We start from the raw sequence: 12728 nt of genomic DNA, 5'->3' as shown, positions 1-12728 counted from the left end.
TGGTTCAGCGAGGCTCGCCAATAAGGGAGTCTCTTCAAGAACCAGAACACGCAACATTGTCGCTCTAAAGGAGGGCTTAACATGCGTCACGTGGATTTTTCCCCACTCTATCGTTCCACCGTTGGTTTTGACCGGCTTTTCACCATTCTCGATTCGCTGGCTCAGCCAGAAGGTGGTCAATCCTATCCGCCTTATAATATCGAGCGGACCGGTGAAAACACCTACCGCATTACCATGGCTGTTGCTGGTTTCTCAGAAGACGAGATCCAGATCGAAGCCCATCGCAACCAGTTGAAAGTAACTGGCGAGAAGGGTGCCGAAACGTCCGAGGATAATGCGGAAACCCTGTATCGCGGCATTGCTTCCCGCGCGTTCGAACGCAGATTCCATCTTGCCGATTTCGTTGAGGTCAGTGGTGCCAGCCTGAAAAACGGCCTGCTGCACATTAATCTCAAGCGCGAAATTCCGGAAGAAATGAAACCGCGCAAGATCGCTGTCACTGCCCTGTCGGAAAAGACAGCCAAGCAGATCGAAGCAAAGACTGTCACCAAGCAGTAAGCGGACAGACAGAGTGAAAGAAGCGGCGCGAAAGTGCCGCTTTTTTTATGCGATCAGATCACCAAAACGGCTGATCTCTTCTGAGGTCGTGGCAAAGCTGGTCACAAACCGGGTGATCGTCTCATCTTCTGCAACAAGACCCCGCTCCGCATGCGGTGCATGCCAGTCATAAAAGACGGCTCCGGCGCCGTGCAGTTCAGCCGCCGTTTGTTTCGTCATGATCGCGAAAACTTCATTGGCGCGGGGTTGCCAGGCAAGCCGAAGTTTCTTCGATGCCTTTATAAGGTTTGCGAGTTCGGACGCTCTGGCATTGGCGTGGCCGGCAAGTTCAAGCCAGAGCCCGCCCGCGAAATAGGCTTCGAACTGCGCCGCAATGAAACGCGACTTTGAAAAATTCTGCGCGGACCGCATGCGGATATAGGGCACCTGCTTTGCCTGTTCCGGGTTCATGAACACCATGGCTTCCGCGCACCAGCAGCCGTTCTTGGTTCCACCGAAAGACAGAATATCGACGCCCTGTTTCCACGTCATTTCCGCGGGCGAACAGCCGAGCGAGACAAGCGCATTGGCAAAGCGGGCACCGTCCATGTGCAGCGGCAGGCCATTTTCCCGGCACAGCGCTGAGATTGCAGCGATCTCGGCCAATTCATAAAGCGTGCCGCTCTCGGTTGATTGCGTAATCGAAACGCTCATCGGTTGCCCCGCATGAACGTGACCCTCGGGGAAACCGTTAAATGCCGCTTTCAGATTGTTGATATCCATGCGGCCTGTCGGACCATCTACGGCCTGGACACGTGCTCCGCTCGCGAAGAAACCCGGTGCACCCGCTTCATCAGCAATCATGTGTGCTTCGCGGTGGGCAAAGGTTATGCCACCCGGTTTGGCAATGATCGCCTGCGCCAATGAATTGGCAGCCGTTCCGGTGCCGACAAAGAAAACCGCGACATCACGTTCAAAAATCTCGCTGAAAGTCTTCTCAACCGCCCGGTCAAGATCGCTCGTGCCATAGGCGGCAGCAAAACCGCTCGCATGCTTGTTGAGATTTTCGGCAATTTTCGGATGGGCTCCGGCCCAATTATCGGATGCGAAATGCATGAAACGACCTCGGATACTGTGTTGATGGTGCCACGCTTACGCTTTTCCAGCAGGACTTGAAAGGAGCCGCTATTGCCTTTCGCACAGCGTCAATTTGTCCGCCATGGCGGAACGCTCTGTTTTCTCATGTATATTTAGAGGAAACCGCCTGAATCGAAACTAAAGTAATAAGTCGAGGGCATTTGGCGCAATGATATTTCGTCTAATGGTGTTATTTTTTGCTTTTCCATCTTGTTTGTTTGGAACTATTCTGGCATACGAGGATATGACAGCAATGCTGTCCTAATTTGCGTGATCTGAAAATGAGGATGGCAAGCATGGTGGCTTCCGTCCCCAAAACGGTGACCGCAGTTTGTACCGGAAGATATGCCGCACCAGAGGGGACAGGAATATATGCTATTCCGTCCTGCGAGAAATTGACCGCCCCAAGGGGCTCATTTGGAGGAATTGACGATGTCGGATTTGACGCCATCTGTAACGACTGAACTCGCTCAGGCCGTACAGAATCGTGCGGTCAAAACCAATAAATCGTCTGGTTTCCCCACCCGACAAGGCTTGTACGATCCACGCAATGAGCATGACGCCTGCGGCGTTGGCTTTGTTGCGCATATGAAAGGCGTCAAGTCCCACAAGATCATCGAAGACGGGCTGTTCATGCTCGAAAACCTGACGCATCGCGGTGCCGTTGGCGCCGACCCGTTGATGGGCGATGGCGCAGGCATGCTCGTGCAGATTCCCGATGCGTTTTTCCGTGCCGAATGGGCGGAAAAGGGCGTCGAACTGCCTGCCGTCAATCATTACGCGGTTGGTTACCTCTTCATGCCGCAGGACGCGGATGAGCGTGCCCGTATCGAGACGGTTATCGCCGAGGTTATCGCCTCGGAAGGCCAGACGCTGATCGGTTTCCGCGACGTTCCGGTCGATAATTCGTCCCTGTCCAAGGCGCCGCATATTGCTGCGACCGAGCCTTATCACCGTCAGGTTTTCATCGGCCGCAACCCGAACATCGAATCCAACGAGGATTTCGAAGGCCGGCTGTTCATCCTGCGCAAGGTGATCTCGAACCGCATCTATCAGGACAATGGCGGCAAGGAGAGTGACTTCTATGTCGTATCCATGTCGGCGCGGACCATCGTCTATAAGGGCATGTTTCTCGCCTATCAGGTGGGTGCCTACTATAAGGATTTGAAGGATCCGCGTTTTGTCAGCGCGGTTGCGCTGGTGCACCAGCGGTTCTCGACCAACACGTTCCCGTCATGGAAGCTGGCACACCCGTACCGCATGGTCGCGCATAACGGCGAAATCAACACGTTGCGCGGCAACGTCAACTGGATGGCAGCACGTCAGGCATCGGTGGACTCCGAGTTCTTCGGCAACGATATTTCCAAGCTGTGGCCGATTTCCTACGAAGGCCAGTCCGATACAGCTTGCTTCGATAACGCGCTGGAATTCCTGTTCCAGGGTGGCTACTCGCTTGCTCATGCCATGATGATGCTTATTCCGGAGGCTTGGTCCGGCAACAAGCTGATGTCGGATGACCGCAAGGCTTTCTACGAATATCACGCTGCGCTGATGGAGCCATGGGATGGCCCCGCTGCTGTTGCCTTCACCGATGGCCGCCAGATTGGTGCGACCCTCGACCGCAACGGTCTGCGTCCAGCCCGCTACATCGTGACCGATGATGATTTTGTCATCATGGCGTCGGAGGCTGGTGTTCTGCCGGTGCCAGAGGAAAAGATCGTCAAGAAGTGGCGGCTCCAGCCGGGCCGCATGCTGCTGATCGACATGGAAAAGGGCGAGATCGTTTCCGATGACACGATCAAGTCGGAAATCGCCACCCGCCATCCCTACAAGTCATGGCTGAAGAACACCCAGCTTATTCTTGAGGAATTGAGCCCGGTTGAACCGCGCGCGCTGCGCAAGGATGTCAGTCTGCTCGACCGCCAGCAGGCCTTTGGCTATACACAGGAAGACACGAAGATTCTGATGTCGCCGATGGCGACAACGGGTCAGGAAGCCATCGGATCGATGGGTACGGACACGCCGATCTCGGCCATGTCTGACATGTCGAAGATGCTTTACACCTATTTCAAGCAGAACTTCGCGCAGGTTACCAACCCGCCGATCGATCCGATCCGCGAAGAGCTGGTGATGAGCCTTGTTTCGTTCATCGGTCCGCGCCCCAACATTTTCGATCTGGTCGGTTCCTCGCGCCGCAAGCGTCTGGAAGTGCGCCAGCCAATCCTGACCAATGGCGATCTGGAAAAAATCCGCTCCATCGGCCACACGGAAGACCGTTTCGATACGAAGACGCTCGATATTGCTTACAATGTCGAGGAAGGCGCTGCCGGTCTTGCCGGTGCGCTGGAGCGTCTGTGCGAGCGTGCGGAAGCTGCTGTGCATGGCGGTTACAACATCATCATCCTTTCCGACCGCCAGGTTGGACCGGACCGGATTCCGATCCCGGCACTCTTGGCAACCGCTGCTGTCCACCATCACCTGATCCGCAAGGGTCAGCGCACATCGGTGGGTCTGGTCGTGGAATCGGGCGAGCCGCGCGAAGTGCATCATTTCTGCTGCCTCGCCGGCTATGGCGCGGAAGCAATCAATCCCTATCTCGCTTTCGATACGCTGCTTGATATGCACAAGCGCGGTGAGTTTCCGCCGGAAGTGGATTCAAAGGAAGTCGTATCGCGCTACATCAAGTCCATCGGCAAGGGCATTCTCAAGGTCATGTCCAAGATGGGCATTTCCACCTATCAGTCCTATTGCGGCGCGCAGATTTTTGACGCGGTTGGCTTGAAGTCGGAATTTGTTGACCGGTTCTTCTTTGGAACCGCGACAACGATTGAAGGCGTCGGCCTTGAGGAAGTGGCGGAAGAGACGGTTCGCCGTCATAAAGACGCTTTCGGCAACGATCCCGTTCTGCTCAACACGCTGGAAGTTGGCGGCGAATATGCCTACCGCATGCGCGGCGAGGCACATTTGTGGTCGCCGGATGCGGTTGCCAAGCTGCAGCATGCCGTACGCACGGACTCAGCCACCACGTTCAAGGAATATTCCGATCTGGTAAACAGCCAGTCGGCGCGGGCGCAAACCATCCGTGGCCTGTTCAAGATCAAGCTGGCAGGTGATAGCGGCCGCAAGCCTGTATCCATCGACGATGTCGAGCCAGCCAAGGAAATCGTCAAGCGTTTTTCCACCGGTGCCATGTCCTTCGGCTCGATCAGCCGCGAGGCGCATACGACACTGGCCATTGCCATGAACCGGATCGGCGGCAAGTCGAACACGGGTGAGGGCGGCGAAGAGCCGGATCGTTTCTATCCGATGCCGGACGGCAAGCCGAATCCTGAACGCTCTGCCATCAAGCAGGTGGCATCCGGGCGTTTCGGTGTGACGACAGAATATCTCGTCAATTCGGACATGATGCAGATCAAGGTGGCGCAGGGTGCCAAGCCCGGCGAAGGCGGTCAGCTGCCCGGCCACAAGGTTGATGCGACTGTTGCCAAGACCCGTCACTCAACGCCCGGCGTCGGCCTGATTTCGCCGCCGCCGCACCATGACATCTATTCCATCGAGGATCTGGCGCAGCTCATCTACGATCTGAAAAACGTCAATCCTGAAGCCGATGTGTCGGTCAAGCTAGTCTCGGAAGTCGGTGTCGGCACAGTTGCTGCCGGTGTTGCCAAGGCGCGTGCCGATCACATCACCATTTCAGGCTATGATGGCGGCACTGGCGCATCGCCACTGACATCGTTGAAGCATGCCGGTTCCCCCTGGGAAATGGGTCTTGCCGAAACCCAGCAGACGCTGGTGCTCAACGGCTTGCGTTCGCGCATCGCCCTGCAGGTCGATGGCGGTCTGCGTACGGGCCGTGACGTGATCATCGGCGCGCTGCTGGGTGCCGACGAATTCGGCTTCTCCACTGCACCGCTGATTTCCGCCGGTTGCATCATGATGCGCAAGTGTCACCTCAATACGTGCCCGGTTGGCGTTGCGACGCAGGACCCGGTCCTGCGCAAGCGGTTCAAGGGTACGCCGGAACATGTCATCAACTTCTTCTTCTTCATGGCAGAAGAGGTGCGGCAGTTCCTCGCCGAGATGGGTTACACCCGGATGGAAGAGATTGTCGGCAAGGCCGAACTTCTCGAAAAGCGCGAGATGATCGACCATTGGAAGGCCAAGGGTCTCGATTTCACCCGCATCTTCCACAAGCCGGAAGCACCGGAAGAAAAGACGCGCTGGACCGAGCGGCAGAACCATCCGATTGTCGATATTCTTGATCGCAAGCTGATCGAACAGGCAAAGACCGCACTGGAAAGCAAGATTCCGGTGAAGATCGAAATGCCGATCAAGAACGTTGACCGTTCGGCCGGAGCCATGCTTTCGGGCGAAGTGGCCAAGCGTTATCGCCACAAGGGACTTCCCGAAGATACGATTTCGGTCAAGTTCAATGGCACGGCGGGTCAATCCTTCGCGGCATTCCTGGCGCGCGGTATTTCGTTCGAGTTGATTGGCGACGGCAACGATTACGTCGGCAAGGGACTTTGCGGCGGCCGCATTGTCATCCGTCCGCCGGATAATACGAAAATCGTGCCGGAAGACTCCATCATTGTCGGCAATACGGTGCTTTACGGCGCCATCGAAGGCGAGGCCTATTTCCGCGGCGTCGCGGGCGAGCGTTTTGCCGTGCGCAACTCCGGCGCCATTGCCGTTGTTGAAGGCACGGGCGATCACGGCTGCGAATATATGACCGGCGGCGTTGTTGTGGTTATTGGTCAGACAGGCCGGAACTTTGCAGCGGGTATGTCAGGCGGTGTAGCTTATGTGCTTGATGAAGCCGGGGATTTCGCCCAACGCTGCAACATGGCGATGGTCGAGCTTGAGCCGGTGCCGGAAGAGGATGATATCCTTGAAAAGCTGCATCATCACGGTGGCGATCTGGCTCACAAAGGCCGCGTCGATGTCTCGGGCAATATGACCAGACACGATGAGGAACGTCTCGTGCAGCTCATTTCGAACCATATGCACTATACGGGCTCTGGCCGGGCGAAAGAAATTCTCGACAATTGGGAAACTTTCCGGCCGAAATTCGTAAAGGTCATGCCGGTCGAATATCGCCGCGCGCTCGAAGATATGGAGCGCATGCGGATGGGTGTTGCAGCGGAATAAAATCAACGCACTCCATGCTTCGAGCGTCATCAAACTGATGCTCGGCATGGGGTCCAATGCTGCCCAGACCCTAGTCAGGGAACGGGTGGTCCTCCAAGGGCGAGGGGAGCAGTTTTATGGGTAAGGTTACAGGTTTTCTAGAGATCGACCGACAGGTCGGAAAGTATCAGCCAGCGTCTGACCGTATCAGGCATTTCCGGGAATTCACCATTCCCATGACCGATGGCGAGGTCAAGAAGCAGGCGGCGCGCTGCATGGATTGCGGTATTCCGTTCTGTCATGGCCCGACAGGCTGCCCGGTTCACAACCAGATTCCGGATTGGAACGATCTCGTTTACAACGACAATTGGGATGAGGCGATCCGCAACCTGCATTCCACCAACAATTTCCCGGAATTTACCGGCCGTATCTGCCCGGCGCCTTGTGAGGAAGCCTGCACGCTTAATCTGGAAGATGTGCCGGTATCCATCAAGACCGTGGAACAGGCGATTGCTGACAAGGCCTATGAAAAGGGCTTCATCATTCCGCAGCCTGCCGCTTCCAAGACCGGCAAGAAGGTTGCCGTTATCGGATCGGGCCCTGCGGGCATGGCCGCTGCGCAGCAGCTTGGCCGCGCCGGCCACGAAGTGCATGTCTATGAGCGCGAAAGCCGTGCTGGCGGTCTGCTCCGCTACGGCATTCCTGATTTCAAGATGGAAAAGCATTTCATCGACCGCCGCGTCAGCCAGATGGAAGGCGAGGGCGTTACCTTCTTCTACGGTGTCAATGTCGGCATCGACAAGCCGGTGCAGGAACTGCTCGATACCTATGACGCCGTGCTCTATTGCGGCGGCGCGGAAACACCCCGTCCGGCAGGCATTCCTGGCGCCGATCTGGAAGGCGTTCATGATGCCATGAACTATCTTGTGCAGCAGAATCGCCGGGTTGGCCGGGAAAGCATTGAATCCGTGGCCTGGCCGAGTGATTCCATCGTTGCTTCGGGCCGTCACGTGGTGGTGGTTGGCGGTGGTGATACAGCATCTGACTGCGTTGGCACTGCTTTCCGGCAGGGCGCAGTCAAGGTCACCCAGCTCGATATCCGTCCGCAGCCGCCCGAGAAGGAAGACAAGCTCAGCGTCTGGCCCTATTGGGCGACAAAGATGCGCACATCCTCCTCACAGGCCGAAGGTGCGGACCGTGAATTTCAGGTGGCGACGCTTGAATTCATCGGCGAGAATGGTGTGCTGACCCATGTGAAGTGCTGTGAAGTCGACGAGGCGCGCAAGCCGATTGCCGGAACAGAATTCTATATCAAGGCGGATCTGGCCTTCATCGCCATCGGCTTCTCCGGTCCGTTCGAAACCAGTGTCGTCAAGGAACTTGGCGATGCGCTGGAAATGCGTGCGGACCGTCGCGGCAATCGCTCACTCGCCGCCGATGACAAGGACTATCGCACCAGCGTGGACAAGCTGTTCACAGCCGGCGATATCCGTCGCGGACAGTCGCTGGTTGTCTGGGCTATCCGCGAGGGAAGACAGGCTGCACAGGCCATCGATGTGGCGCTGATGGGCGCATCGGTCCTGCCGCGATAGGAAAAGGCTTACCCTTCAAACCAGAGGGGTAAGCACGCTCCCGTTATTGTGCCGGTATATTGGTCTTGGCCGGCCACGAATAATCATTGATCCTTCCGGGCTGGCCTTGCGGCGCAGAGCCTTCGATGAGGAGCCGGTCCTTGGCTGATTTATCAGCGGCTGTTCCAGCGCGCGGTGTTGCGCCAAGAAGATCAGTGCCGCCGTCCAACTCCGGGTCATTCAGGCTGATCGGGGCAATCCGGTCGATTTTCACCGGCGCCTGCGGTGTCTCGGGGAGAGCCTGCACCGGCGATCCCGGTTTAATGGCAGCAATGGCAGGCGAGGTCGCGGTACCCAGCATCTGCCGCAATGGTTTTTCCGCATAGAAGGCGAGCTTGCGTTTGCCCGCTGTTGTCAGACCGATGCCGTCATTGTTGCGCAGCCGGACGGTCTGCCCTGAAACATCGAAGCCGGAAAGTGTAAAACTGCCGCCCTGATCCACGAAACCTTCCCAGACATCGACAAATTTTCCGTCTGCCTTTTCGGTCGCGCTGCGATAGACCTCGTTGAATGCCAGAAGATCGTTGGTCATGTTCTTGAACTTGAACGAAGGCTGACCGACCCAAACCAAGGGATGGCCGGTTTTCTTGACCGCTTCGAGGAAGGTCCGCACGCGTGCCTGATATTCCTTGGCCCAAGCCTCGCTTTGCAACACAGGGCCATTGAGGAATTGCTGGCGGTCATTGGCGCCAATCATGACCACGACAACTGCAGGTTTTTCCGCATCGATCAGGCTGCCAATGGTTGCGGGCCAGTCGCGATGGTCGCTGCGCACAAAACCGGACGAGCCATCGCTTTTGTCGATGACCCGCACGCCGGGCGAATCCATGAATGCTGCATCAAGACCTTCGGCGAGGCCGCTGGCCATGAAATCCCCCACAACCAGAATGGTCTTGGCGTCGGTCATTTTTGATGGGATCACCGGCTGCGGTGTTGCGGGTGTATTTTGTGCAGCGGGAGCCGCCGGTTGCTGGGGTCGCGGGCGCTCGGCGCGCTTGGTCGAACGGTTCTTGGCCGGTCTTGCCGGCCTGTTGTTTTCGTCAAAGATCATCCGGTCGCTGTCTTCGCGATACACATCCCGGCGCGGACCGAACAGCATGTCAAGGATGGTACGCTGCTGCGCGGCGGCGATATCTGTAAAGACCAGTCCACCGGCAGCACCCAGCGATACGGACACGACAAGGCAACGGATGAATCCAGTTGGGCGCTTTATCGTGTCCATGGTAATTCCAAACCTTATCGCTTGCGGATAACGGTCAAGACTTCCTTGCTGGGATGACCGTCCGGATCAAGGCCCATCTTTTTCTGGAATGCCTGAATGGCGTCCCTTGAGCTTGAGCCGATTTTTCCGTCCACTTCGCCGCTATAATAGCCGAGCGCACGCAGATGTGTCTGCAATTCTTCACGTTCTCGCATCGAAATCGGCGTGAACGGACGATTCCAGTCCTGACGCAGCGCCGGAGCCCCCGCGATCTGGTCGGCAAGCAAGCCCACGCCAAGCGCATATTTATCCGCATTGTTATAGTTCTTGAGAACGAAGAAGTTTTTCGTCATCAGGAATGCCGGGCCTTCGCGGCCGTCCATCACTTTCAATTGGCCCTTTTCGCCGCCGCGCGGAAATGGTTTGCCATTGGCGCGAACGACGCCGAGACTTTGCCATTCGGCCATTGTCTTCGATCCGGCCGGGAATTTACGCCCTGCAGGCAGAGCCACTTCATAGCCCCATGTCCGCCCCGGCTCCCAGCCATTCTTTTTCAGAAGGTTGGCAGCTGTCCCGAGTGCATCAGGAATGGATGTCCAGATGTCGCGTTTGCCGTTGCCGTCCATGTCGACGGCATAAGAGAGGTAGCTGGTCGGGATAAACTGGGTGTGACCCAGCGCTCCGGCCCATGAACCGGTCAGATGGCTGCGGTCAATGTCGCCGGTCTGCAAAATTTTCATCGCGGCGATCAGCTGCGTGCGGGCATATTTCGCCCGGCGCTCATCGGCATAGGCCAGGGTGGCAAGCGAGCGAACCGCATCACGCATGATGTCAGGGCGGTTCATGGCTTCGCCGTAATTGGACTCCATGGACCAGATCGCCAGCAGGATATTGCGGTCAACACCGAACGATTTCTCGATGGCGTTGAGCCAACGGCTGTATTTCTTGGCCATTTCGCGGCCCGTGGTGATCGAATGTTCGTTGACGCGGTTATCGATGTAATCCCAGACCGGCGCGACGAATTCAGGCTGGTATGCGGCTTTTTGCAAGACCTCGGGATCGATCTCGGTTACGCCGGCAAAGGCGCGTTGGAAGGTGGAGGCTGAAATACCGCTCTGCATGGCAGTCGTGCGGAAGCCTGCTATCCATTTCTGGAATTTTGCATCGGCGGAGGCGCTGGTTGCTGTCACGGCAAAAGCCAGGCTCGCGGTTGCAGCCAAAATCATAATGCGCTTTGCGAAAGCCGATGGACTCTCAAACATGGTGTCTCCTTGAAGTGTGTTGCCACCTATTCCGGTCAAACGATAAATTACGCACATCAAAGTTAGGAATTAGTTTACCATGGCATTGGGTTGGGCGCCATTTCGATCAGTGAGCGGTTTCTGACCCGGACGGATTGCCTAATATTTGGACATTTATGTGCGAACATTACCGCTGGAAAAAAATGTTTATTGCGCCGCACAAACTATTTTCATTCTTTGCGGGTCAAATGTCTATTACCAATGTTATTTGAATAGAATGTAGAGATGGGGAGCATAGTGTGACTACAGCGAAAAGAATCCGCAAAGCCGTTTTTCCAGTTGCAGGTTTCGGCACCCGCGTTCTTCCGGCCACGAAATCGATTCCGAAAGAAATGCTGACGGTCGTCGACAAGCCGGTGATCCAGTATGTGGTGGATGAGGCGCGCGAAGCCGGCATTGAACATTTCATCTTCGTCACCGGCCGCAACAAGGCAGTCATCGAGGATTATTTCGATGCGCAGTACGAACTTTATTCAACCCTGTCGGAACGTGGCAAAACCAGTCTTCTGGATGAATTGAAGAGCATTCAGCCCGGACCGGGAACCACAAGTTTTACCCGCCAGCAGGTGCCGATGGGTCTTGGCCATGCGGTCTGGTGCGCCCGCGATATCGTCGGCGATGAACCTTTCGCACTGCTGCTGCCTGACATGATCATGCAGCCGGAGAAAAGCGGATGTCTGGCCGATATGGTTGAACTCTACAATCAGTCGGGTGGCAATATTGTTGCGGTGCAGGAATGCGATCCGGAAGAAGCGCACAAATACGGCATTGTCGGCAAAGGCAAGGCCGTCGGCAATGGCTTTGAATTGACCGAAATGGTCGAGAAGCCAGCCAAGGGTACGGCGCCGTCGAATCTTTACATCAATGGCCGTTACATCCTGCAGCCCGAGATTTTCAACATTCTCGAGTATCAAGAACGCGGTGCCGGCAATGAGATTCAGCTGACCGATGGCATGCTGAAACTGGCGAAGGAACAGGATTTCTTCGGCTACCATTTCCAGGGCCGCACCTACGATACGGGTTCCAAGGAAGGATTCGTCGAGGCCAATGTGGCTTTTGCCCTGTGGCGCAATGACATTCGCAACGGTGTCATCGACAATATCGGCGAGATGCTGAAGACGATCCAGCCGCGTAAGGATTAATCGAATTTGGGAGAGGGTGTCTGCGAATTATCCTTCTCTTGGTCGACCGCCGATGTGATCGCACTACTTTGCATAACGTCGGCGGCCTTTTTACGCTTTGATATGGATTAGGCTACTGATGATTTCGAAAGTCGATTCCAGTTGGCAGGTTCCTGGGCAAAATCAGGCATGGGCCTTCGCAGCTTTACTCTGTGTTTTGGTATCGCCAATAACGCTGATTTTGAAAACACTCGCTTTTATGGCTGGTTTGAAGCCATTTCTCTTCCTATCGGTATTGTTTTTAATATTGGCAGTTGTTGGCTTTTTGCTCGGGCCGATTTCGGTGGTTTGGAGCGTATATATTGCGATGACCAAGGTCATCTTTGGTCTTTCTGGGGAACACAAATACTTTTTATGTTGCTCAACAAAAAATCGGGCAGAGGCAGAATTGGGTACATTCCTGCCGGTAGTGATGTTTCCTGCAGGTATGACAAGTTGTTTGCTTCTAGCGAAGATGGTGTTTTGGAAATCGCTTACGATCCGACAAATGGTTTTGATTATTTTGGCGTCGACGGCCGTCGCTCAAAGCTTACTGTGGTACTATGAACGACAGGAAATTATAGTTCAGTGCTCAACGGTTCAGTGTAATTTCTGAGCGCCATCTTAGAAC

8 protein-coding genes are annotated in these 12728 nt (G+C 55.7%); 5 read left to right on the top strand and 3 right to left on the bottom strand.

The window, feature by feature from the left end:
- Positions 1 to 81 precede the first annotated feature (81 nt).
- Positions 82 to 558 (top strand): Hsp20 family protein, encoded by a 477-nt coding sequence (locus HB779_RS20315; protein WP_188344025.1) that lies wholly within the window; start codon positions 82 to 84, stop codon positions 556 to 558.
- A 45-nt stretch (positions 559 to 603) separates the two neighbouring features.
- On the opposite strand, the gene HB779_RS20310 is transcribed toward HB779_RS20315, so the two are convergent.
- A complete protein-coding gene (locus HB779_RS20310; RefSeq protein ID WP_188344024.1) occupies positions 604 to 1653 on the bottom strand; it encodes a low specificity L-threonine aldolase in 1050 nt (349 codons plus the stop codon).
- A gap of 453 nt (positions 1654 to 2106) precedes the next feature.
- Between HB779_RS20310 and gltB the strand changes: the two genes are divergently transcribed.
- Positions 2107 to 6825: a glutamate synthase large subunit gene (gene gltB / locus HB779_RS20305; protein WP_188344023.1), complete on the top strand. Its 4719-nt coding sequence runs from the start codon at positions 2107 to 2109 to the stop codon at positions 6823 to 6825.
- A 116-nt stretch (positions 6826 to 6941) separates the two neighbouring features.
- Positions 6942 to 8396, top strand: a complete 1455-nt coding sequence (locus HB779_RS20300; RefSeq protein ID WP_188344022.1) for a glutamate synthase subunit beta — start codon at positions 6942 to 6944, stop codon at positions 8394 to 8396.
- Between the two features lie 43 nt (positions 8397 to 8439).
- On the opposite strand, the gene HB779_RS20295 is transcribed toward HB779_RS20300, so the two are convergent.
- The gene (locus HB779_RS20295) at positions 8440 to 9657 is read right to left on the bottom strand and encodes a DUF459 domain-containing protein (protein WP_188344021.1); all 1218 of its coding nucleotides are present in this window, start codon (positions 9655 to 9657) and stop codon (positions 8440 to 8442) included.
- Between the two features lie 14 nt (positions 9658 to 9671).
- Positions 9672 to 10898: a lytic murein transglycosylase gene (locus tag HB779_RS20290; protein WP_188344020.1), complete on the bottom strand. Its 1227-nt coding sequence runs from the start codon at positions 10896 to 10898 to the stop codon at positions 9672 to 9674.
- Positions 10899 to 11176: 278 nt separating this feature from the next.
- On the opposite strand from HB779_RS20290, the gene galU reads away from it, so the two are divergent.
- Both galU and HB779_RS20280 read left to right on the top strand, forming a co-directional pair.
- Positions 11177 to 12079 carry a UTP--glucose-1-phosphate uridylyltransferase GalU gene (gene galU / locus HB779_RS20285; RefSeq protein ID WP_188344019.1) on the top strand — a complete coding sequence of 301 codons (903 nt, stop codon included), beginning with the start codon at positions 11177 to 11179 and terminating at the stop codon, positions 12077 to 12079.
- Positions 12080 to 12247: 168 nt separating this feature from the next.
- Positions 12248 to 12664: a hypothetical protein gene (locus HB779_RS20280; RefSeq protein ID WP_188344018.1), complete on the top strand. Its 417-nt coding sequence runs from the start codon at positions 12248 to 12250 to the stop codon at positions 12662 to 12664.
- Positions 12665 to 12728: the final 64 nt, after the last annotated feature.

The organism is Phyllobacterium sp. 628 (genome assembly GCF_014189505.1).
GTDB lineage: Bacteria > Pseudomonadota > Alphaproteobacteria > Rhizobiales > Rhizobiaceae > Phyllobacterium.
Note: the sequence above shows the minus strand (reverse complement) of the source record. Positions and strands in the feature narration are given on the sequence as shown.

Coding starts and splice junctions, on each gene's coding strand:
- HB779_RS20315 (WP_188344025.1), top strand. CDS start 82: ATGCGTCACGTGGATTTTTCCCCACTCTATCGTTCCACCGTTGGTTTT.
- HB779_RS20310 (WP_188344024.1), bottom strand. CDS start 1,653: ATGCATTTCGCATCCGATAATTGGGCCGGAGCCCATCCGAAAATTGCC.
- gltB (WP_188344023.1), top strand. CDS start 2,107: ATGTCGGATTTGACGCCATCTGTAACGACTGAACTCGCTCAGGCCGTA.
- HB779_RS20300 (WP_188344022.1), top strand. CDS start 6,942: ATGGGTAAGGTTACAGGTTTTCTAGAGATCGACCGACAGGTCGGAAAG.
- HB779_RS20295 (WP_188344021.1), bottom strand. CDS start 9,657: ATGGACACGATAAAGCGCCCAACTGGATTCATCCGTTGCCTTGTCGTG.
- HB779_RS20290 (WP_188344020.1), bottom strand. CDS start 10,898: ATGTTTGAGAGTCCATCGGCTTTCGCAAAGCGCATTATGATTTTGGCT.
- HB779_RS20280 (WP_188344018.1), top strand. CDS start 12,248: ATGGGCCTTCGCAGCTTTACTCTGTGTTTTGGTATCGCCAATAACGCT.